A 22,615-nucleotide genomic window follows, 5' to 3' on the forward strand; every position below is an offset into this window, starting at 1 on the left:
CGCCGAGGACCGTCTGGCGTCGTACTGTGTGCGGATGGCAGGGCAGACGCCTCTGGTGGGCCGCCGGTCGGAACTGCGGAAACTGCTCGACCTCGTGCGGGCGGCTCCGGCGGTGGTGCGCGTCGAGGGAGAAGCCGGGGTGGGGAAGACGCGGCTGTTGCAGGAACTGCGTACGCAGCCGGGCTTGCACTGTCGCACCTGGCTCACCGGGTCCGGGCAGCCGCTGCGGGAGCCGCTTCCGCTGGCACCGGTGATCGATGCCGTCCTGTCCGGCGACGGTGCGCCGTGGAGCACCGATCCGGTGCTCGGGGCGCTGGTCCCGATGCTGCCCGAACTGGGGGCGCGGTTGCCGCCCGCGCTGCCGCCACTCGGTGACCTGCGGGCTGAACGCCACCGGGTGTACCGGGCGTTGCGCCATGCGTTGGCCGCCGCGGGTTCCGTCGTGCTGGTGCTGGACGACCTGCACTGGGTGGACGACGTGACCGCCGACTTTCTGCGCTTCCTCGCCGGGCATCTGCCCGCCGGGCTGTCGGTGGTGCTCGCCCGCCGGCCGGCGGCGGCCGATCTGCCGGGGGGCCGGCTCCGGCTCGAGCCGCTGGATCTCGACGAGACGGTCGAGATGGTCCGCGCGATGGTCCGTGACCGGCCGCCCGCACGCGCCGCGGCGACGCTGCTGCGCCGCACCGGGGGAGTGCCGTTCGCGATCGAGGAGGTCGTCCGGGCGGCGGTGGAGCACGGCGCGTTGTGGGAAGGGCTCGACGGCGGACTGGTGCCGGACGGGTACGCCGAGGCGATCGCCCGGCGCTTGGAGCGCCTCGACGAGGTCTCCCGGCAGGTCATGTTCGCCGCCTGTGTGCTGGGTGCCCCGGTAGGCGGGGTCGACCTGCTCACCGTCGCGGGAGTGCCGCTCACCGACGGTGAGGGCGCGTTGGACAGGTTGATCGCTGCGGAGCTGCTGCGCGAGAGCGGTGGGAGGTACCACTGCCGCCACGAACTGGCAGAGCGGGCGGTGCTGCGGGCGATGGGCCCGGCCCGGGCTCAGCGGCTGCACCGGCGCGCGGCGGAGGTACTGCTCACAGCGGCCACGCCGCCGCACCGCCGGGTGGCCGACCATCTGCGCGCGGCCGGCGACACGACGGGCTGGCGGAAGTACGCGGAACTGGCGGCGGACCGGGCCGTCGAGGTCGGTGACACGGGCGGCGCGGTCGACCTGCTGAGCGATCTTCTCGCCGCCGCCAACGACCCGCGGGAACGGCACCGCCTCGCGGTGAAGCTGGGCCGGGTCGCGCTCGACGGCGTGGACGTGACCGCGACCGTGGCCCTGCTGCGTGACCTGCTCACCATCGCCGATCTACCCAAGTCGATCCGCGGTGAACTGCGGTCGGAGCTGGGTCTGCTCCTGCTCAACCAGACGGGCAGTCCGACCGAGGGTTACCTCGAGCTCGCGCGGGCCGCGGCGGAGCTGCGCGGACCGCGGCCCGACCTGGCCGCGCGGGTGATGTCGTCACTGGCCAACGTGCACGCCGGGCAACAGCACATCGACGTCCACCTGCGATGGTTGGCCGAGGCGGAGGGGCTGTCCGGCGCGATCACCGACGAACGGGCGCGGGTGGCCTTCCAGGTCAACCGGGTGACCACCCTGATGACCCGCGGCGAACCGGACGCCTGGCAGCAGGCCGCGTGGATCTTCGACGAGCCCGCCGACGCGGAGATCGGCAGACACTGCACCCGTGGATGTCTCAACCTGGCCGACGCCGCCGGATGGCTCGGTCACTACGACCGGGCCGCCCGCTTGCTGGAGCACGGGCGCGGACTGGACTCGACCTCCAGCTACGTGGTGGAGTTGCTCCAGGTCGCGTCGGTGCTGCTGGACTGGCTCGGCGGGCGGTGGACGGGGTTACGACCGCGCGCGGGGGAGATGGCCGTCCGCTACGCCTCGCTACCGCGTATCGCCGCGGAGTGTCGTCTGATCGCGGGGGCGTTGGCCGCCGAGCAGGGCGACGTCGCCGACGCGTTCCCCCTGCTGCGGATGGCGGTGGCGGACGGGCCGCCACCGGTGGTGGCGACCGCGTACGCGCTGATCGCCGAACTGCGACATCGCAGGCAGGTCCGGTCCGGAGTGGTGAGCGGCATCGAAAGCGCGTTACGGGTCGTCCGGTCGACCGGCATGTGGGTGTGGGCGGCCGAGGTGACGCCGGTCGCGGTCGAGTTGTTGTGCGCGGTGGACCGGTACGCCGCCGCACGCGAGGCGATCGAGGAGCATCGGGCCGGGGTGCGCGGACTGGACTGCCCGGCCGCAGCCGGCGCGCTGGCGTTGTCCGAGGCGATGCTGGCGCACGAGCGCGGCGAGTGGGACGCCGCCGAGGTGGGCTACCGGGAGGCCGCCCTGCTCGTCGGGGACCGGCCGCAGTGGCTGGCGCGGACCCTCCAACGGAGGGCGGAGGCCATGTTCGCCGTCGGGCACGACGGTGTCGAGCCGTTGCGCGACGCGGAGCGGTTGTTCACCGGGATGGGCGCGACGGTTCGTGCTCAACGGTGCCGAGACGCGCTGCGCGCGCGCCACGCGCTACCGGCGCCGAGGCGGGGGAGGCCGGGGTACGGGGAGAAGTTGTCTCCGCGTGAGCGGGAGGCCGCGCGGCTGGCGGCCCAGGGGCGGACCAACCGGCAGATCGCGTCCAGTCTCGGGGTGTCGGTACGCACGGTGGAGCAGCACGTCGCTCGTGCCCTGCACAAGCTTCGAGTGGGGTCGCGGACGGAACTGGCGGCGGTGCTCGGGCCGTCCGAGGTGGATGGACCGAGCACCGCCGCGCCCTGAGCCGCTACAAGGTGATGGACCAGCGGTCGAGGTACCCGGTGTCGCCGTACCCGCTGTCGCGGATCCAGAGGTTCCAGGTGCCCCCGGCCTGCTCACCGGAGACCGGCACGGTGTAGGTCGCCGTGCCGGGGAACGGGTGGCAGACGTAACCGCCGTACTGGTGCAGTGCGTACCACCGGCCCGACGGCGAGAGCAGATAGATGTCGAGGTCCTCGATACAGGTGTGTTGTGCCGTGACCTCGACCCGTACCGAACTGGTGGTGGCACCGGTGGCGGTGGAGCTGACCGGGCTGTACAGGGACTGGTAGTCCTGGATCGGGAAGTTGGTGTCGTTGGCGAAGGTCCGCGCGCCACCGGTGCCGTCCGCGGTGCGGACGGTGAGCGATCCGCTCGCCGCCGACACGTTCCCGGCGGCATCGCGGGCCCGGACGGTGATCTGGTAGCTGGTCGCCGGGGTCAGGCCGGTGAGCGTCGCGGTGGTGCCGGCGGTGCTCGTGGCGAGGGTGGCGCCGCGGTACACGTCGTACCCGGTGACCCCGACATTGTCGGTCGACGCGTTCCAGGCCAGCGACACGCTCGTCGAGGTGACGCCGGTGGTCCGCAGGTTTCCTGGCACGCTGGGCGCCTGGGTGTCACCGCCACCGCCACCGCCACCGGTGTACAGGGTGAGGTTCCACTTGCGCAGCGCCTCGTTGACCGGCTGGAACAGCGACTGGTCCGGCAGGTTGCCCGGCGAGCAGCTGGAGTAGCCACCGGAGTGCAGTCCGACCGCCCTGGTCCCGGCCAGCCACGCGCCACCGGAGTCACCCGGCAGCGAGCAGGCGGTGGTGAACGACACCCCGTCGATCGGCCCGCTGGCGTAGTTGATCGTCTGGTTCACGGAGGTGACCCGGCCGCACTGCCAGCCCGTCGTCACACCCGAGTGGCACACGATCTGGTTCACCAGTGGCTCGGTGCTGCCGGTCACCGTGACCGGGGCGCTGCCGTAGGTGTTGACGGACGCGGACAACGCCCAAGCCGGCTCGGTCACCGCGACGACACCCATGTCCCCCTCGCGGGAGAACACGCTCCGGGTGCCGCCGGTGTTCGACGTCCCGATCCGGTTCTGCTGGCCGGCGGCGCCGTACGCGGGCTGGTTCGGCTGAGTGGTGCAGTGCCCGGCGGTGAGGAAGTGCTTGCCGCCGGAGCCGTCGACCGCGGGGAAGCCGACCGAGCAGTTGCCCAGGGGCCCGGGGAACCACGGGTTGCCCGGCCGGATCTCGCCCCCTTGCGGGCTCGGCGAACCGGCCGACTCACGTACCCGGACGCCCAGGGCCTTGGCGCGGACCAGGAACGCGTGGGTGGCGGCGGTGGTCCTGGTGGTGTCGACGCGCACGAGCACGTCGTTGCCCTCGGGGTCGACACCCCAGCCGATGACGCCGGGGACGTTGTCGGCGAGGTCACCGATCTTGCCGACGAGCCGGTCGAGGTCCGCCCGGCTCCGGCTTACCATCCGCGGTTCGGCGCCGGCAGCGCGGATCCGGGTGGCCGCAGCCGGGTCGGTGACCGCTACGACCACGGCACCGCTCTTCGCGTCCAGCCAGACTCCCGCGCCCCGCTCGGGCAACCGCTCGACGGTCCGCTGGGCGGCATCCTGCTTGGCCAGCGCGGTCCGGGCCTCGGCACGGGACATCTTCAGGTCGCGGCTGATCGAGGCGATCAGGTCGTCGTCGGCCGCGGCGGCCGCGGGAGCGCTCAGGCCGGCGATGCCCAGGGCGAGAACCGCGATCACCGGTACGCTTCGGCGCCTCATCGGGTCGCCGCCTGGTGGGTGACGCGGACATCGTCCACGCCCGCTTCGACGAGGCTGCCACCGGAGACATCCCCGGCCTCGACGAGGATCCGTACCGAGTTCCCCGTCCACGGGGTGAGGTCGACCGTGGCAGCCGTCCAGACCGCGGAGGTGTTCGACGAACTGGTCTTCTTCTCGAACACCGTCGTCGAGCCGGTCCCGGAGACCACCCGGACCCGCAGGAAGTCCGCGCCGGCCGAGTTGTACAGCCACCCGAGATACCAGGACAGTGTCAGTTTCGCGGTGCCTCCGGCCGGGATCTGGATGGGCGGCGAACTCGCCGACGTGATCCCGCCGTCGATGTCGCCGTCACCCGCCGAGGCTCCCGGCGCGGCGCCGCTGACCAGGGCACGTATCCCGCTCACCGTGTTTCCCGGCTGCAACGTGTAGCCGTTCCAGGAGGTGACGCCCGGGTCGCCCACCTCGAATCGACCGCTCGTGGCGGTGTCGGTCCCGGCGGGGTTCAGCGTCCAGGTCCCGCTCTCGAAATCGGTGGCGTAGACGGTGGTGCCGGGACCGGGGCCGGGGTCGCTGCCGGAGACCGCACGCAGGGCGTTGGCGATCCCCTCACCGAAGTGCGAGTTCCGCGTGAGCGTTCCGGTGCAGCGACTGTCCCCGGACGGGCAGGGCGTGTCGATGGCCTGGGAGAGCAGCATCGAGCGCAGTTGGTCGGGGCTGGCACTCGGGTTCGCCGAGGCCAGCAGCGCCACCACGCCCGCCGCGTGCGGCGACGAGGCGGACGTACCGCTGAACGTCGTGTACCCGTTGTTCAGGTCGGTGGTGTTGATCATCCCGTTCCCGTCGCCACCCGGGGCCGTCAGTTCGACGGTGTTGAGCCCGTAGTTCGAGTAGTAGGCCAACTCCTTGCGGGTGGTCGTCGCCGTCACCGAGATCGCGTTCGGCAGGTCGCCGGGCAGGAACAGCCCCTGCTCGGTGTCGAGGTTGGTCGAGAAGTTGCCGGCCGCGGCGACGGTGACCGTACCGCGGCCGTGGGCGTAGTCGACCGCGCGCCGTACCGCCTCGATCACCGCGTCCTGGTCGAGGTTCGTCGGGTGGTTGAACGTGTAGGGGTCGACGTAGTAGCTGTTGTTCGTCACCGTGAAGCCACGCGCCGCGGACCACATCAGCCCGCAGATGACGTTCTCCGGGTACATGTAGCCGGTCGGCTCCATCACCTTGACGGCGGCGATCCGCACGTTCGGCGCGACACCGACGACGCCGCGCCCGTTCCGGGCCGCCGCGATGATGCCGGCGACCGACGTCCCGTGTCCGGCGGCGGGCGCGTACGCGTCCGGCTCCCAGGCGCCCGGCGTGGTGTTCGTCTTTCCGTACAGGCAGGACACCGAATTGGCGGCGTCGAAGTTGGCGCGCAGGTCGTCGTGCGTTCCCTGCACACCGGTGTCCAGTACACCGACGGTGACGGACCGGCTGCCCGGGTTGATGTCCCAGGCCCGGTCGGCGCCCATCATCGACATGTTCCAGTCGACCGGTTCCAGGGGCGCCGCGATGGACGATCCCATCTGCGGTTCCAGGTACCGCCGAGCGGTCGAACCCTGGGCGGGGACGTCGGTGTCCCGCGACTGCCCCACCTTCTGCACCCCGCTCACCGCGCGCATCCGGGTAGCGAAGTCCGTGGCTGTGGAGTGCGCCACGATGACGCCGATCTCGGCGTGCCTGTTCTGGACCGTGCCGCCCTGGGCGACCACCGCCTGCGCGACGGTGCTGGTGGAAGCGGGTGTCGTGAGCACCAGGTAGGCGCGGACGCCCTGCGGTTGGGCGATGGCCGGGGCGATGCCGGAGACGCCGGCTATACCCGCACCGAGCGCGAGCACGCACAGCGCTCGGAAGGGCCCGATCCGGGCCCGAGTTCGTGTCATGGCAGGGACCTCTCCTCGATGAAACACTCGTTCATCTGCCTGCGATGGTTGCTATTCGTTTATGTCGATTTCAATCCGCGTTAACACGCAAGAAATTCACGCCCCACGGAGAAAAGGCGGGCCGGTGAGCGCGTGATCCCGCGAAGCGGTGGTGGCGGGACTGCGTACTCGCCGCGGCGCCGTGGTGGGCGGTGGCTCCTCTGGTGGATATGCGGGCGTAACCAGAGATCGGTGGGACGCGTTGGTGGTGGTGACCGTGAAGGGAGGTGAGGCAAAGGATGGGCGGCATGCGAGGAGAGCTTCGGTGAAGAGCGTGTCCCTCACGGACGACGGGAGCACATCCTCCGCGGAGGGCGGGCCCGGAGCGGGGACGGCGACCCGCCCGAGTCGACTCACCTCATGGATCGCCTCGGCCCTCGTCGGACGAGTGGTCAGTGCGCTGGTGCCGCTACTGCTCGTGCCCGTCGTCCTCTCGAACATCGGAGTCGATCTCTACGGGCTGTGGATGGCGGTGGTGGCCGTCACCGGCATGGCGGCCTTCGCCGATCTCGGGCTCGGCAACGGTCTCCTCACCCGGCTGGCGCCCTGCTACGCCAGCGGTGACACGACTCAGGCCCGGCGGTACGTGTCCAGTGCGTACGCGATGGTGTCGGCGATCGCGCTGACCGGGTGCGCCCTGCTCTGGCTCGTCTCGGACGCCGTGCCCTGGCGGGCGCTGTTCAACGTCTCGCAGTCGGCCCCGCTCGACGACGTGCGGGCCATCAGCCTGGTCGGTCTGACGGCGTTCCTGCTGAACGTGCCGCTCTCCCTGATCGGCCGGGTGCAGTACGCCTGGCAGATGGGGGTGCGGAGCAACATCTGGCAGGCCGTCGGGTCGGCCGTGTCGCTGCCGCTGACGATCGGGGCGGTGCAGGCCGGTCTCAGCGCCCCGTGGGTCGTCGCGGCCGCGGTGTCCGGCCCGGTACTGGGCAACGTCGTCAACACCTGCTGGGCCTTCGCCCGGGAGCTGCGACCCCTTCGCCCCGGGCTGACCGCTCTCGACCCCGATGCCGTACGGGAACTGCTGCGCATCGGGGGCCTCTTCGGCGTCGTCACGATCCTGATGACCCTCGCGGACAACGCCGACAACCTGATCATCGCGCACACGCGCGGCCTGGCCGACGTGACTGCCTACGCCGTGCCGGCCAAGCTCTTCACCCAACTCGGGATGATCGTCGTGTTGATCAATCAGCCGTTCTGGCCGGCGCACGGCACAGCCCTGGCACTGGGGCGGGTCACCTGGGTCCGCCGGACGGCACGCCGCATGACCCTGATCTCCGTCGCGGTGGTCCTGATACCGGCCACGGCACTGGTCGCGTGCGGGGAGCGGCTCTTCGTCGCCTGGCTGTCCGCACCGTACGGCGACCGCTGGCTGCTGCTGGGCCTGGCGGCGTGGTGGTTGACGATGGCGGCCGTGTCGCCCGTGTTCATGGTGCAGAACGCGGCCGGAGTGATCGGCCCGCAGTTGGTCGGTTACGTCGCGTACCTCGTGCTGTCGGTGATCGGCAAGTGGTGCGCCGCCCGGTGGCTCGGCATCGCCGCGGTGCCGTACGTCGCCACCATCTGTTTCCTGCTGACAGCCGCTCCCGCGGCGATCCACGGTTACCGACGGACGCTGGCCCGAGCGGCTCGCGCCGGAGAGACACGAGAGGTGAGACGAGTTGGCGTCCCGTCCTGATGCCGTGCCACGAGTCCTGGTGGTGGGCCACATGCCCTTCGACCGGACCACCGGTACGACGATCACGCTGTCCAACCTGTTCCACGGCTGGCCGAAGGACCGCCTGGCGCAGGTCTACACGGCCTCGGCCGAACCGTCGGACGAGGTGTGCGATCGCTACCTGCACTTTCCGCCCCGGGAGCACTACCTCCCGCCGCAGTACTACACGCTGCGCATGCTGGGATGGAACGGCAGCAGCCCGCTACAGGGCATCCGGGCGGTCACGGCGGTGCGCAACGCCGCCGACCGGCGCCCACTCGTCGCCACCGCGTACGCCCACCTGGTCGCGCTGGCCGACCTCAGCCCGTTGCACCTGCCGCCGAAGGTGGTGCGCTGGATGCAGGAGTTCCGGCCCGACGTGGTCTACTCCATGCTCGGCAGCGTTCGGCTGGCCCGGCTCACGGTCCGGGCGGCCCGAGCGTGCGCGGTGCCCGTCGTGCCCCACTTCACCGACGACTGGCCCGCGACCCTGTACCCCCACGGCGAACTGGGCGGCATCGCCGACCGTGCGGTGCGTTCGGCGGTCCGGCAGGTGATCGGACGCGCTCCGGCCGGCATGACCATCAGCGACTCGATGGCCGACGAGTACCAGCGCCGGTACGGCATCCCCTTCGACGTCTTCACGAACTCGGTGGACCCGGAGTTCTTCGCCGCGCCGATGTCGCCACGACCCGCCGACTCGGGCCAGTCGGCGACCAACCTCGTCTACGTGGGTGCCCTGCACCTGGGCCGCTGGCGCTCACTGCGGAACCTTGCGGACAGCGTCCAGGCGATCAGCGCGTCTGCCTCGCCGGTGCGACTCACCCTGCACTGCCCGGCTGCCGATGTCGAGCGCTACCGGTCCGCCTTCGTGGCCCACCCCGCCGTGCACTTCGGGCGGTCACTGGACAGTCACGAGGTGCCGGGTGTGCTCGCGGGGGCGGACATCCTGGTGCACGTCGAGAGCTTCGCCGAGGACACCCGGCGGTACACGCGATACTCGGTCTCGACGAAGATCCCGCAGTATCTGGCCGCCGGGCGCCCGATCCTCGGCCACGGGCCGGCCGAACTCGCCTCAATGGCGTACATCCGTGCGGCGGGCGCCGGAGTCGTCGTAGGCCAGCAGGATCCGGACGTGCTGACCGAACAGTTGTGGAAGCTCTGCCTCGACACCTCGTCGTGGCACCAGTACGGGGCGAACGGACGAGCGCACGCCGAGCGCCACCACCGCCGGGAACGGGTGGCGGCGCGGTTCGCCGAGGCGCTCGGCGCCGCCGCGCGGGCCGGACGGCAGCAGGGGCGATCGTGAGCCGCCGCGATGACTGGGTGGCGTGCGTCGGCCCGATCGCGTTCCCGTGGGGGGAACCGGGATCACGGCGTGTCTTCGGGCTCGTCGCCTCCCTGGCAGCCGCCGGCCGGAACGTCGTGGTCGCCAGCGGTGACCCCGGCCCGCGGCTACCGGTGCCCCTGCATGTCGACGGCGCCGGTTCGGTGTGCCACGTCGGCCTGGGCGAGGCCCCGCCGTCCGGGGCCGGTCCGCTGCGCGCCTCCGCCCGGATGTTCCTCACCTGGGGACGACGCACCGTTCGCTGGCTCGACGAGCAGCCGACGAAACCGTCCCACGTGCTCCTCCACGGAGGACAGGCCCAGTACGCCCATCGACTGTTGCGCTGGTGTCACCGCAACGGGGTGCCGCTGGTCGCGGATGTGGTCGACTGGTACAACGGACGATACGTCCGGGGCGGCGTGCTGGGGCCGTTGAACATCAGCATGCAGACGGCCCTGCGGCACCACTATCCGCGCTGTGACGCCGTCATCGCGATCAGCAGCCTGCTGGAACGGCACTACCTCTCCCGGGTGGGCGCCGTGATTCGCATCCCGCCGACCACCGACGTTCAGCACACGCCGGTGGGCCCGCCGCGCACCTGCCGGGGGCCCGCGCTGACGCTCGTCTACGCCGGCAGCCCCGGCCGCAACAACAAGGACCTGCTGGCGACCGTGATGACCGCCGTCGGCAAGGCGAACAGCGCGGACGTGCGCGTCGAACTGCGGATCATCGGCCCCTCGGCGGACGAGGTGCGGTCGATGGCGGGCGGGCAGGTGCCGGAAGGCGTGCGGGTCATGGGCCGGATGGCGCAGCGGCAGGTACCGGCGGCGCTGCGCGAGGCCGACTTCACCGTGTTGCTGCGTCGCCCCGAACGCGCCTCCGACGCGGGTTTCTCGACGAAGTTCTGCGAGAGCCTCGCCAACGGGGTGCCCGTGCTCGCCAACCTGACCAGCGACATGGGCAGCTACCTCCGTGACGGGGTGGAAGGGCTGGTCTGCCCCGACTACTCGGTGACGGGGCTGATGCGCACGGTCCAGCGGGCGGCCCGGCTGACCGACCGGGATTTGACCATGATGCGGTTGGCAGCCCGCGAGCAGGCGCTGAAGTCGTTCGACTACCGCATGTACGCCGACAGCCTCGACGCCTTCTTCGACGCGGTACGTCGCTGAACTCCCGCGTAGCTCAGTGCGGGTTCTCCGCCAGCCACTGTTCCACGGCACCCTCGCGGAGCGCCCGGTAGAGACTCGCGGCCCTGGGCCGGTCGGGCAGGACGACGCTCTGGTCCCCGATCATGTCGACGCCCGCGGAGGGGCTGGTGAGCATGACGATCCGGTCGGCGGTGACGCCGCGCAGCCGCCAGACGAGGTCGGTGACCCGGAGTCCCGCGTCGACCCGCACGGCCCCGCTGACGGCGTCGAGGAAGCCGTCGAGCCGGGCTGGATCAGCCAGCAGCCCCTTGCGGGTGGCCGCCTGCAGGATCGCCATGATGATCGCCTGCTGGTGCTGGATGCGGGTGAAGTCACCGGCGGCGAACTGGTGACGCTCACGCGCGTACTCGAGTGCCATGGCGCTGTTCATCCGGCGTGTGCCCGGCGGGACCGTGATCCCGCCGGCGGCGTACGACAGGTAGGGTTTGTCGACCTCGACGTCAACGCCGCCGAGGCTGTCGATGACGCGGCCGAAGCCGGCGAAGTCCACGACGGCGGCGTGGTCGATCCGGACTCCGGTGAATCCCTCGACCGTCCGCACCAGCAGCGGTGTGCCGCCCCAGGCGTACGCCGCGTTGATCTTCGCAAGCCTGGTGTCGTCGCTGTCCACCCTGGTCGGGACCGCGGTCCACGTGTCGCGGGGGATGGACACCATGTGCACCCGGTCTCCGTCGGCCGAGACTCGGACCAGGATGATGGTGTCGGTCCGCTGCGACCCACCGGACGGCCCCGCCTGATCCGTGCCCGCGACCAGGATGTGGAGGGCCTTGCCGGTGGCCTTGGCGGGTCGCTCCTCGGCCGGGATCGGGCTGAACGCGTCCACCCTGGTGATTGTGGTTTCGAAATGCCGCAGGTAGAGCCAGCCGGCGCCGCCGAGCAGGCTCAGCAGTGTCGAAAGGGCGGCGACCAGCGCCGCGGCCCGGGCCCAACGGCGACCGAGCGGCATCATCCGCAGTCTGCGGGCACCGGGCCCGAAAAGTCTCACCGGATCCTCCCTTCGCCGACGCGGTGGGTCAGCATCGGATGCCGGCCCAGTCGTGGTGGCGGCGGACCGTGGAGAGCAGGTAGTCGACGACACGGCGGGACGTGTCCGGCACGGCGTAGTCGGCCGGACACGGCACGCCGCCTTCGGCACACTGATCCACCGCCACCCGAACCGCCTCCAGCACGCCTGCCGGGTCGAGCCCGGTCATGATGATGCCGCCGGCGTCCAGTGCCTCCGGACGCTCGATCGACTCCCGGAGAGTGACGGCTGGGAAGTTGAGGATGGCGCACTCCTCGCTGATCGTGCCGCTGTCCGACAGCGTGCAGCGGGCGTGTCTCTGCAACTGGACGTACTCGAAGAAGCCGAAGGGATCGTGGAAGGTGATTCCCTCCAGCGTGGTCCCGTCGACCGCGAGAGCCTCCAGCCGTTTGCGGGTACGGGGGTGGGTCGACACCAGCACCGGCAGCCGCCATTCGTCGCGGACCGCACGGAGGCAGTCGAGCAGCCGTTCGAGGCGGGCCGGTCGGTCGACGTTCTCCTCGCGGTGGGCGCTGACGACGAAGTAGCCGTTCGGGGTCAGCCCGAGCTGGTCGAGGATCGGCGACTGGCGGATGTCCTCGTGGTAGTGGTCGAGCACCTCCCGCATCGGTGAGCCGGTGTGCAGGATCCGCCGCGGGTGCAGTCCCTCGGCGAGCAGGTTGCGCCGGGCGTGTTCGGTGTAGACGAGGTTGAAGTCGGCGACGTGGTCCACCAGCCTCCGATTGGTCTCCTCGGGGACGTTGAGGTCGAAACAGCGGTTGCCCGCCTCCATGTGGTAGACCGGCACCCTCATCCGCCTGGCCATCAGCGCGGCGATGCAGCTGTTCGTGTCACCGAGGACGAGCAGGGCATCGGGGTGCAGTTCCGTGATCGCCTGCTCGACGCCGGTCAGCACCCCGGCGAACACCCGGGCCAGTGAGCCGGTGTCGACCCGGAGGAAGCGGTCGGGCCGCCGGATCCGGAGATCGGTGAAGAACACCTCGGACAGCGAGTGGTCCCAGTTCTGGCCGGTGTGGACGAGTACGTGATCGACCGTTCGATCCAGTCTGCTCATCACCCGCGAGAGGCGGATGATCTCCGGCCGGGTGCCGACCACTGTCATGACCCGGGTCATCGGCGTGCTCCCTCGTGTGTCATCTTCATCAACATGTCCTCGATCTGATCGACTCCGACCTGAAGCGCCATCCGCTCCCGGTACAGCCGCAGTGCGCGGGCGCTGAGGTCGGCCCGCTGCTCACGGGACCAGCCCGCGACCTGCGAGAACCGATCGGCCAGTGCCTGCCAGTCCTCGGGCGGGCAGGTGAGCCCGACGCCCGCCGTCTCCACGAGACGGGCGGCGTCACCGGCCACGGCGGCGACAACGGGCGAACCACAGCAGAGCGCCGCCTGCAGCTTGGACGGTATGGTCGCCCGCAGCGCGGGCAGGTCGCGCAGACAGACCAACTGGTAGTCGGCGGCGGCGTAGAGTTCGGCCATCTGCTCGGGCGGGCGTCGCGCCAGAAACCGTACGTTGGAGGCACCGAGAGTGCCGGCGAGGCGGATGACCTGCTCCTGATCGACGCCGGACCCCACCAGGACCAGGTCCATGTGGTCGCGCACGGCAGCGGCGGCACGTACTGCCGTTTCCAGGTGCTGGAACCGACCCATGTTGCCCGCGAACATGACGGTGCAGCGGCCTCGGTGCCCGATCGCTGCGCGGGCCTGTGCCGTCACGGGCACCGGCCGGAAGATCGACTCGTCGGTCCAGTTGAGCACCGTCCGCACGCGTTCCGGCGCCGCGCCCCGCTCCACGACGAGCTGCTGCATCGAGGGAGCGGTGACCGCGATCGCCGAGGCGCCCTGGTAGAGCCGCCGCATGACCGAGGTCAGTCCGGCGGCGAGGAATCTCCCCGTCACACCTGCCGGGGCCAGCCCGGAGGCGGTCACCGCTTCCGGCCACACGTCCTGTACGTGCAGCAGCGTGGGGGTCCGGCGAAGACGGCGTAGCGCTGCCGCCGCGGCGAATGTGGTGGCCGGCGGATGGTAGACGTAGAGCGCGTCGACATGTGCGAGGTAGCGGAGAGCGGCCAGGGTGCTCGTCGCGGCGAACGACAGATAGCTGACCATCCTGCCGGCGGCCGAGCGGCCGTGACTCGCTCGTTGCGGCACCCGGCGCACGGTGAGCGCTCCGGTCGTCGTCGTGTCCTGCCAGCGTTGTCGCCAGCCGGGATAGATGTGGCCCCCGGGGTAACTCGGGAAACTGGTCAACACGCGTACCTCGTGCCCCCGCGCGACGAGTTCGTCCGCGAGACTGCCGGGGACGAAGACCGGCTCCGGTGGGTACCACTGACTCACCACGCCGATCTTCATGCCGGTGCCGTCGCGGTCGGGAACACCGGCTCGGCGTAGGTGTCCGGACTGGTCGGATCGAAGATCTCGTTCGCCCAGAAGAGGGTCAGCAACTCCGCCGAGCCGGTGTTCGTGATCTTGTGCGCCCACATCGTCGGCATGTCCACCACCACCGGGGCGTCCCCGCCGACCGGAAAGGTCACGACCTCCTGGTGACCGATCCGGCGGAGGGCGATCTCAGCGCTGCCCCGGAGGACGACGAACCTCTCGATCTTGGCTAGATGGAAGTGGTCGCCTCGACTGATCCCCGGACGGGTGGTGGAGGCGAACGTCTGTCCCCCCCCACCGTGCACCCGCACCGCCTCGAACAGATTCCCGCGGGCGTCGCTGCGGCACGTCAGCGGTATCGGGAAGAGCTGCGGGAAACAGTGTGATCGATACGTGTTGAACAGCCGCACCGCATGTCGCTCGCCCAGCGCCGGGATCTCTCCGGAGCGGTAGGTGGCCGCGAAGTAGGACAGGCGCTCGGCGAGTCGCGACACGCTGATCCGGAGTGCCGGCATGGCGGCGTCCCAGGCGTGGCCGGGAGGGGCACCGATCAGGCGAGCTGCGGCGTCCTGCGCGTGGACCAGATCGAGCTCCCGATCTCCGGTCACCTCCGGAGCGCCGCCGTCGGCGAGTTGCCGGCAGAACGTGGCCACGACCGAGTTGTAGAACGGGCGGCCGTGTTCTCCGTACAGGTTCGGCAACCTGACATCGTCGAACTCATAACCCAGGTGAGCGGCGGCAGCCAATGTCTCTGCCGCCTCGGCCTTGGCGTCTCCGTAGGGGGTGCCGTTGCCGGCCTGCGTCGAGTTCGCATACACGACCCGCTTCGGTGGCACCGGGCACTGCCGCAGGCCGCGGACGAGCGCGCTCGCGGCACCGGCGTTGCCCTGGACCAGGTCGGACTCGGCGCCACGGTTGACGCCACCGAGGTGCACCAGCAGGTCCGCCCCGTTGGCCCGGCTCGCCACCCGGGCCGGGTCGTTCAGTTCGATGCTCGGCAGGGTCACCGCCGGCGGCCACCCGATCGCCTGGAGCAGCACTCGGGTGTGCCATCCGAGGAATCCACCGGCCCCGGTGAGAACGACCCTCACGGGACCAGTACCGGTTCACGCAGGGACAGCTCGGCCCGGATCTCGGGGAGCCCGAGCAGCAGCTCCCGGACGGCCGGGACATCGAGTCGCGGTGCGTTAGCCGAGGTGAGATCCGTGACACCGGACGGATCCTGCGCCTCCACGGGGCGCTGAAGCGCGTAGTGCAGGCCCCGGGCGTCCAGCGGCACGCGGATGAAGTCGCCGAAGTCGTCGGCGCGGGCGACCTCGTCCGCGTTGGCGAGGCACTCGTGCTGCTTCTCCGCGTGGCGGCTGCCGATGATGTCGATCTTGTCCGGCACGTCGAAGAGGTGGCACAGGGCGGTGGCGAGATCAGCCACGGTGCATGCCTGCGCCTTGTGGATGAAGACGTCGCCGGAGCGGGCGTGCCGGAAGGCGTGTTCCACCAACCGCACCGAGTCGTCGAGCGACATCAGGAAACGGGTCATGTCGGGGTCCGTCACCGTCGGCGTGCGGCCGGCCTTGATCTGGCTGACGAACAGCGGAATGACCGATCCCCGTGAGTACATGACGTTGCCGTACCGCACACAGGACACGGTGGTCGCGCTGTCGGGGCGGTTGCGGGCGTGGGCCTGGGTCAGCTTCTCCATCAACGCCTTGGTCATCCCCATCGCGTTCACCGGTTGCACGGCCTTGTCCGTGCTGAGCATGACGACCGAGTGGACCCCGGCCCGTTCGGCCGCCTCGATGACGTTGGCGCTGCCGAGCACGTTCGTGCGGATCGCCTCGGTGGGGAAGAACTCGCAGACCGGAACCTGCTTCAGTGCGGCGGCGTGGAAGACGTAGTCCACGTCCCACATGGCCTTGACCAGCGAATCGAGGTCACGCACATCGCCGAGGTGGTACCGCACCCGATCGTCGTCGATCGCGTGGCGCATGGCGTCCTGCTTGGCCTCGTCGCGGCTGAACACGCGAATTTCCGAAACGACCCCGGTGAGGAGTCGGCGAACCATGGCGCGGCCGAACGAGCCGGTGCCGCCGGTGACGAGCACCTTGGCCTCGGGATCCAGGAGGGTCATCGATTTCCTTCCGGTAGATCACAGCCGACCCTTCTCGACGGGGTTGGCCCTGCCTAGGTAGGTCTACTAGATAAAACCCCCACAAGGCACACAAAGGCAGAAATAGGACTACCCTGATCTCGTCGCGACGTTCGGATGGTGCCGGCGATCGTCGGGATGGACCCGGTCAACTCGGAGGTGTTCAGGTGGCTCCCGTTCAGGCGCGGCACGCGACGGCGCCGCTGCAGGGCCTGTCGTGGGACGACGGCGCCGAACGGCGAGATTGGCCGACCGGCCGAGAGGGCCGCGGGCGAAGGCGGGCCGGCGAGTGGGCGCCGCTGGCCGTCGCGCTGTTCTGGATGCTGGCCACGTTCGGCGCCTTCTGGCTGAGCGATCTCAGCGACCGGGTGCCGAACCCGGACGTGTTGTGCGCCTTCGTGTTCGGCGCCGTGGGCCTGTTCGCCCTCGGCTACTCCGCCCAGATACTCCTCAATCGCCCCGGCCGTACCACGACGACGCCACCAGCGCAGACGACCTGGGTACGTCGACTGGTGTTCCTGGGCGCGGGATACACCGTGGCGCTGAGTCTGCTACGACTGTCCGCGCTCGGAGCCACCGGACCGCAGGACATCCTCAACGGCCTGCGCGATCCCGCGGCGGGCTACCTGCACAAGCTCGACGCGTACGAGCAGGGGATCGGCCAAGGCGATGCTCTGGTGTCGCTACTGACGTTCCTGGGCGTCCTCGGCACGGTACTGGCCCCCCTCCTGGTCGTGTACTGGCGCCAGTTGTCTGCCGCGGCACGGGTCGCGGGAATCGTCGGACTCTCCTTCGACGCGGCCTACTACCTCTACACCGGCACATTGAAGGGCCTCGGCGACACCGCGATCCTGAGCGCCGCAGGTCTGCTCGTTGTCATCACCGCGCCTCGGCACTCGCTGACGCGCCGCCGCGCGGCAGTCGTCATCGGGGGTGCCATCGCTGCGGTCTTCGTGGGATACCTCGCCTTCAACCAGGCCGCGCGCGCCGAGTCGTTCGGCACCAGCGACCTCACCCGGCCGAGTCCGGCGCTGGTAGACCTGGTCGGTCCACGGGCCGCCGACGGCCTGACCGCCACCGCCTTCTATCCCACGCACGGCTACCTCGGCCTCGCCTACAACCTGCAGGAGCCGTTCGTCTGGTCGCAGGGACTGGGCAGCGCCCCCGCGATAAGGCTCTTCCTCCAGGAGACGTTCGGGGTCGACACCTCGGCTCACCCCAGCTACCCCGAGCGGACGGAGTACGCCACCGGATGGCCGTCGGACCAGTACTGGTCAACCATCTATCCGTGGTTGGCCTCCGATCTGACGTTCCCCGGGGCGGCACTGTTCATGGCGGTGGTGGGCTGGTTCTTCGCCCGGGTCTGGCTGGACGTGACCAGGACTCGCCGGATCCTGCCCCTGCTGATCTTCGCGCAGCTCTGGATCCTCATCCTCTACCTTCCGGCCAACAACCAGCTCGGCATGTCGCCGGAGTCGGTGTTCGGGCTGATCACGCTGCTGATTCTCTACCGGGCGTCCGCATCGAGGCTGGTGCGGGTCTGACGGGGATGCGAGTCGCGGCCGGGTAGTCGGTGCCGGGCCAGACCGGACGGCCACCGGGCCGAGGTCGCCGCTCAGTAGCGTGTCGCGCCTCGACGTCACCCGGCTCCGGGATCGACGGCGTGGACTGCCCGGCGAGGCGGTGCCCGGGGGCGGGGGCGCCGTACACGTCTTGACAAACTTACACAGTAAGGCTGTACCTTACGTCGTAAGTCTCTGGATGGCGTGTCGGGGAGGGGTCATGGAGCCTGTCGCGATGGACGGAACCAGGAAGCCGGGCGCGGGAAAGAAGGTGTGCGTCATCGGCGCGTCCGGGAAGCTCGGGCGCTACCTGGTGCAGCATGCGTTGGACCGGGGCTACGAGGTGGTGGGCGTCTGCAGAGAGCAGAGTGTCCACAAACTCGCCGACCTCGCGGGAGAGATCACGGTGGTCCCCGGCGCGACCGACGATCGTGCCGTCGTCGCGCGGGCGGTGAACGGCTGCGACGCGGTGCTCACGGTGCTGGTGCCCTGGGGGGTTGAGCACTATGCCTCCGGCACCGCCCAGGCGGTGCTCGACCACGCGCGTCCGGGTGCCCGCCTGGTGTTCTCCTGCGGATGGCACATCACCCGCGACGGGAAGGACGTCTACACCCGGAGGTTCAAGGTGTACGCGGCCGTGTTCGGCCGGCTGGCGAAGCTCGCCCGCGTGGTGGACGTGGACGACCAGGTGGAGGCCTGCCGGAGGATCTTCGCCAGTGACACCAGTTGGACGGTCGTGCGGGGCAGCGACCTGGAAGAGGGGGGCAGCCAGGGTCTGCCGGTGTGGAGCCGGCACGTGGGCGACCCGATCCTGGCCAGCAACCTCACCCGCCGCGTTGACTACGCCCGTTTCATGGTCGAGGCGGTGGAGAACGACGCTCTCGTCCATGAGGCCCCGGCCATCGTCGGCCGGCTGACCCCCTCCGCCCTGGCGCACGCCGCCGGACCGGCGTGAGCCCTCGGCTCGTCCGCCCGTGCCCGGCGAGCCCTGAGCGTGGCGGTCGCTGACGTGAGCGGCGTGTGACAGTGCGTCTCCCTTCACCTTGCTGTCGTCTGGGCCTGGTATATAGGTGCGGATCCGCAGCGAGGGGAGAACGCACCACAGTGGACACCGCCTACCGGGTGAGCCCGCTTCGGGCCGCCGACCCCGCCTTCCTCGGGGAGTACCAGATGGTCGGCCGGATCGGTGCCGGCGGCATGGGGATGGTCTATCTTGCCGAAGACGCGGACGGCAGCTATGTGGCGGTCAAGCTGATCCACGCCGACCTCATCGCCGATCCCGAGTTCCGCGCCCGGTTCCGGGACGAAGTGGAGCGGTCCCGGCAGGTTCCATCGTTCTGCACGGCGGAGTTCATCGCCGCCGACATCGACCACGACCCGCCCTATCTGGTAGTGGAGTACGTCGACGGGCCGAGCCTGGAGGAGGTCGTCACCGAGCGCGGCCCGCTGCGCGGCGGCACGCTGCACTCACTCGCGGTCGGGGTCGCCACCGCACTCACCGGCATCCACCGGGCGGGCATCATCCACCGGGACCTGAAGCCGGAGAATGTGCTGCTCCCGCCCGGCAGTCCCAAGGTGATCGACTTCGGGATCGCCAGGTCGTTCGGCGTCACAAGCAGACACACCCGCACCGATGACATGGTGGGCACGATCGCCTACATGGCGCCGGAACGGTTCGCCGACAACCAGGGCGATCCGGTCAGCGCGGCTGCCGACGTCTTCGCCTGGGGCTGCGTCATCACCTACGCCGGAACCGGGCGGACGCCGTTCGGCGGTGACTCACCCTCGGCGACCGCAGGACGCATCCTCACCCAACCGCCGCATCTCGACGGGCTGCCCGAGCCGTTGCGTGAGCCCGTGCGCCTCGCCCTGGCGAAAGACCCGGCGGACCGGCCGAGCGCCCCGGACCTGCTCGCCATGCTGCTCGGCGAGAAGCGCGACCCGGCGCCGGTGCCCACGCGGCGGCACCCCCGGTGGCCCCGGTGGCGGTTGCCGGTCGTGGTCACCGTGGTGCTTCTCCTGGTCGGGGCGACCGCCGGCGTCCTGTCGGTCGGAACCGGCCCGCCGTCGGGTTCCCCGACGCCGTCCAGCCCGGGCGCCGCGTCCGCGCCGGCAGCCGCCGGCACCCCGTCGGCCGCCGTCCCGTCGTCGCCACCGTCGCCAGAGCGATCGAGTCCTCCGGCGACCCCGTCCACCACACCGGATCGGACGGTCACCTCGCCCGCCCCGTCCGCCCCGCCCGCCCCGCCCGCCACCGGCCCCTCGTCGGCGGAGCTCCCGGCCTCGGACAACCCGACCGGCCGCAACCTCGCCCTGACCGGAACCGCCACCGCCGCCGCGGCGGAAGGGCCGAACTGGAGCGCCGGCAAGGCTGTCGACGGTGATCCGGCGAGCCGGTGGAGCAGCGCATTCACCGACCCGCAGTGGCTGGCCGTGGACCTTGGCAAGCGGTGGCGGATCAGCGAGGTGGTGCTGCACTGGGAAAGGGCGTACGCGGTCGCGTACCGGGTGGAGATCTCGGCGGACGGCGCCGCGTGGACGCCGGTCTACTCGACCGCGACGGGAACCGGCGGTGTGGTACGGATACCCGTCGCCGAACTGCCCGGCAGGTACGTCCGCATGTACGGCACCCGACGCTCCGGCGACTACGGCTACTCGCTGTACGAGATCGAGGTGCGCTGACCGCCTCAGGCGCCGACCGCCGCCGGCTGCCGCCAGTCCGACCAGGTGCGCCGCGTGAGATCGCAGCCGGCGTGGGCCAGGTACTCGGCGAGCGGGCGTACCCGCCCGAGGCCGTACCGGCCGAAGTTCGGACGCCGTAGCAGGACACCCACCCGGCGGCGGCTCGCCCGGTCGAGGGTCCACCAACCCGGCGTTCCCGCGGTGCTGGTGTGGTCCGTCCAGTGCCGGGGGCTGCCCTCCCGCAGATAGTGGTGCCAGGCCAGCGCCTCGGTCGGGTGGAACAGGTCGTAGCCCCAGGTGAAGGCGCGCACCGACATGGTCAGTTCCTCGCCGAGGAAGTAGATGCGCGGGTCGTACGGCACCTCGCGGACGAGGCTGCCCGGGGCGAAGAGGAAACCACCCGCCACGAACCGGGCGGGTACCGTCGGCCGGGACCGGTCCGTCATCGGGCGCTGGCCCAGGACCGGCAAGCCGTCGCCGGTCCAGCCCCGGACGATCGTCTCGGCCGGAAGGCCGTCGCCGGGCAGGTCGTCCGCCGGCTCGTACCGGGGCGGATAGCCGGTGATGACCGGCTTCCCGGCACCGGTGCCGGCCGCGAGCGTCAGCAGCCGGGCGTCCCAGTCCGGTGCGAACCGGGTGTGGCTGTCCACCTGGAGGAACCAGTCCTCGCCGGCGTAGTGGCCCATCACCTGCGCCCGAGCCCAGCATGCGCCCCGGCTGGCGCGAGCGTCGACGTCGAGCAGTTCCACCCGGGGGTCGGCGGCGATCGCGGAGACGTCCTCGTCCCCCCGGTGCTGCCAGCACACCACGATCCGTACCCGGTCGGGGCGGGCGGCCTTGGCCAGACAGTCCCGTACCGTCGAGACCAGCTCGGCGTCCCGGTAGGAAGCCACGGAAACGAAGATGCTCATCATCTGATCCGGGTCAGCCCAACGCGGCCGGGCTCGCCGCGGCCGGCCGGAACAACGCCGCCAGCACCCGGTGTTCGGCGATCTCGTCGGTGTCGGCCGGCAGCGCTCCGGTGCTGCGAGCCCGGTACAGCAGTCCCGGGTCCGGCGCGAGGCCGTGCTCACGCAGGTAGTAGGAGACGGTGTCGGTCCACACCCAACTGCCGTCGGTACGGTAGGACATCGGCACCACCGCCCCTCGACCCGGATCCACCAGGTCCGCCATCCGCTGAGTGGTCGTCAGCACCGGCCGGCCGGCGTCCAGGAACGCCAACACGTGGTCCCGGTCGGGGCCGCCCAGCCGCGGATGGTCGTCGTCGAACCAGGGTCCGGTGACGGCGTCCACCCCGTCGAAGACCCGGGCCACGGTGATCGGCTGAGGCTCGGTGGCGGTCCACAGCAGCGCGGCGGCGCCCCGGGCCTGCATCTGGTATGCCGGTAGAGCCTCACCCTGGACGTACACCTCGATGGTCGTCCCCGTGGTACCGAGCTGCGTCTGCAACCGCGCGGTGACCGCCGGCAGGTCAGCCGTCGCGACCGCCGTGGACAGGACGAAGACCCGCGTCGCCGGTGCGTCCGGGCCGGCGGGGACCGTGAACCGCCAGGACCGCCACAGTGCCGTCGCGCCGGGTACCCGTCCCACCGCGGCGACCGCGGCCCGGTCGACGTCGTCGGTGACCGTGCCGACGAACGCAGCCGGTGCGTCGGTCAGGTCCAGCATCGGTGGTGGGGCTTCGGGGGCGAACACCGCCGGGTCCGCCAACGCGGGCTGGAACTCCACCGGGGGAAGCGGCCACTGGTCGGGCCGGGTGTCGGACAGTGCCGCGACGGCGTCCGGATCGACGGCGGCGACCAGTGCGAACTCCTCGTCGGTCAGGGCGAGCCCGGCGTTCACGGTGATCGAGGCCACCGCGGCGGCGACATCGGCGATGCGGCCCTGCGCCAGCGCATACCGCGCGTCGGCGAGGACGTCGTCCGGCGCGTGACCGGCCACCCGTAGCAGCAGGCGGTGGAACTGCGGCGCGTGCTCGGTCCGGCGGAACTCAGGCATGGTGCCATCCGACCACGACCGGCGGCGACCGATC

Annotated in this window: 16 protein-coding genes; 7 read left to right on the forward strand and 9 right to left on the reverse strand. The window is 70.8% G+C overall.

Going from position 1 to position 22,615, the window contains the following annotated elements; genetic code table 11:
• Positions 1 to 34 precede the first annotated feature (34 nt).
• On the forward strand, positions 35 to 2,815 hold the full coding sequence (locus tag C569_RS0121115; protein WP_081635990.1) for an AAA family ATPase: 2,781 nt from the start codon (positions 35 to 37) through the stop codon (positions 2,813 to 2,815).
• Positions 2,816 to 2,819: 4 nt separating this feature from the next.
• Here the strand turns inward: C569_RS0121115 and C569_RS0121120 are convergent, their stop codons facing one another.
• Positions 2,820 to 4,607, reverse strand: coding sequence for a proprotein convertase P-domain-containing protein (locus tag C569_RS0121120; protein WP_036346451.1), 1,788 nt, complete (start codon positions 4,605 to 4,607; stop codon positions 2,820 to 2,822).
• Positions 4,604 to 6,523, reverse strand: coding sequence for a S8 family serine peptidase (locus C569_RS30670; RefSeq protein WP_081635991.1), 1,920 nt, complete (start codon positions 6,521 to 6,523; stop codon positions 4,604 to 4,606). Before C569_RS30670 ends, C569_RS0121120 begins: the two co-directional genes overlap by 4 nt.
• A gap of 313 nt (positions 6,524 to 6,836) precedes the next feature.
• Between C569_RS30670 and C569_RS0121130 the strand changes: the two genes are divergently transcribed.
• The 3 genes from C569_RS0121130 to C569_RS0121140 are packed head-to-tail and all read left to right on the forward strand — an operon-like array spanning position 6,837 to position 10,754.
• Positions 6,837 to 8,240: an oligosaccharide flippase family protein gene (locus tag C569_RS0121130; RefSeq protein WP_255327285.1), complete on the forward strand. Its 1,404-nt coding sequence runs from the start codon at positions 6,837 to 6,839 to the stop codon at positions 8,238 to 8,240.
• Positions 8,241 to 8,271: 31 nt separating this feature from the next.
• Positions 8,272 to 9,567: a glycosyltransferase gene (locus tag C569_RS0121135; RefSeq protein ID WP_141708219.1), complete on the forward strand. Its 1,296-nt coding sequence runs from the start codon at positions 8,272 to 8,274 to the stop codon at positions 9,565 to 9,567.
• Positions 9,564 to 10,754 (forward strand): glycosyltransferase, encoded by a 1,191-nt coding sequence (locus C569_RS0121140; RefSeq protein WP_018787764.1) that lies wholly within the window; start codon positions 9,564 to 9,566, stop codon positions 10,752 to 10,754. Before C569_RS0121135 ends, C569_RS0121140 begins: the two co-directional genes overlap by 4 nt.
• 13 nt (positions 10,755 to 10,767) lie before the next feature.
• Here C569_RS0121140 and C569_RS30675 read toward each other — a convergent pair whose 3' ends face one another.
• From C569_RS30675 to C569_RS0121165, 5 genes are read right to left on the reverse strand one after another with little or no spacing between them, the layout of a single operon-like run.
• Positions 10,768 to 11,778 carry an LCP family protein gene (locus tag C569_RS30675; RefSeq protein WP_155945572.1) on the reverse strand — a complete coding sequence of 337 codons (1,011 nt, stop codon included), beginning with the start codon at positions 11,776 to 11,778 and terminating at the stop codon, positions 10,768 to 10,770.
• A gap of 28 nt (positions 11,779 to 11,806) precedes the next feature.
• Positions 11,807 to 12,931, reverse strand: coding sequence for a non-hydrolyzing UDP-N-acetylglucosamine 2-epimerase (wecB, locus tag C569_RS0121150; RefSeq protein ID WP_018787766.1), 1,125 nt, complete (start codon positions 12,929 to 12,931; stop codon positions 11,807 to 11,809).
• Positions 12,928 to 14,166: a glycosyltransferase family 4 protein gene (locus tag C569_RS0121155; RefSeq protein WP_018787767.1), complete on the reverse strand. Its 1,239-nt coding sequence runs from the start codon at positions 14,164 to 14,166 to the stop codon at positions 12,928 to 12,930. The genes wecB and C569_RS0121155 overlap by 4 nt, the downstream gene beginning before the upstream one ends.
• A complete protein-coding gene (locus C569_RS0121160) occupies positions 14,163 to 15,284 on the reverse strand; it encodes an NAD-dependent epimerase/dehydratase family protein (RefSeq protein WP_026268451.1) in 1,122 nt (373 codons plus the stop codon). Before C569_RS0121160 ends, C569_RS0121155 begins: the two co-directional genes overlap by 4 nt.
• Positions 15,281 to 16,321 carry a polysaccharide biosynthesis protein gene (locus C569_RS0121165; protein ID WP_018787769.1) on the reverse strand — a complete coding sequence of 347 codons (1,041 nt, stop codon included), beginning with the start codon at positions 16,319 to 16,321 and terminating at the stop codon, positions 15,281 to 15,283. The genes C569_RS0121160 and C569_RS0121165 overlap by 4 nt, the downstream gene beginning before the upstream one ends.
• 185 nt (positions 16,322 to 16,506) lie before the next feature.
• Between C569_RS0121165 and C569_RS0121170 the strand changes: the two genes are divergently transcribed.
• The 3 genes from C569_RS0121170 (at position 16,507) to C569_RS31775 (ending at position 20,583) form a co-directional block, all read left to right on the forward strand.
• Entirely contained in the window at positions 16,507 to 17,883 is a 1,377-nt protein-coding gene (locus C569_RS0121170; protein ID WP_018787770.1) for a hypothetical protein, read from the forward strand.
• A gap of 253 nt (positions 17,884 to 18,136) precedes the next feature.
• Positions 18,137 to 18,856: an NAD(P)-dependent oxidoreductase gene (locus C569_RS0121175; protein ID WP_018787771.1), complete on the forward strand. Its 720-nt coding sequence runs from the start codon at positions 18,137 to 18,139 to the stop codon at positions 18,854 to 18,856.
• A gap of 149 nt (positions 18,857 to 19,005) precedes the next feature.
• Positions 19,006 to 20,583 carry a serine/threonine-protein kinase gene (locus C569_RS31775; RefSeq protein ID WP_051090514.1) on the forward strand — a complete coding sequence of 526 codons (1,578 nt, stop codon included), beginning with the start codon at positions 19,006 to 19,008 and terminating at the stop codon, positions 20,581 to 20,583.
• 5 nt (positions 20,584 to 20,588) lie between these two features.
• On the opposite strand, the gene C569_RS0121185 is transcribed toward C569_RS31775, so the two are convergent.
• Together C569_RS0121185 and C569_RS0121190 are read right to left on the reverse strand one after the other, a co-directional pair.
• Positions 20,589 to 21,494, reverse strand: coding sequence for a GlcNAc-transferase family protein (locus C569_RS0121185; protein WP_018787772.1), 906 nt, complete (start codon positions 21,492 to 21,494; stop codon positions 20,589 to 20,591).
• 13 nt (positions 21,495 to 21,507) lie between these two features.
• On the reverse strand, positions 21,508 to 22,581 hold the full coding sequence (locus C569_RS0121190; RefSeq protein WP_018787773.1) for a hypothetical protein: 1,074 nt from the start codon (positions 22,579 to 22,581) through the stop codon (positions 21,508 to 21,510).
• Between the last annotated feature and the right edge of the window lie 34 nt (positions 22,582 to 22,615).

It is taken from the genome of Micromonospora sp. CNB394 (assembly GCF_000374985.1).
Taxonomy (GTDB): domain Bacteria; phylum Actinomycetota; class Actinomycetes; order Mycobacteriales; family Micromonosporaceae; genus Micromonospora; species Micromonospora marina.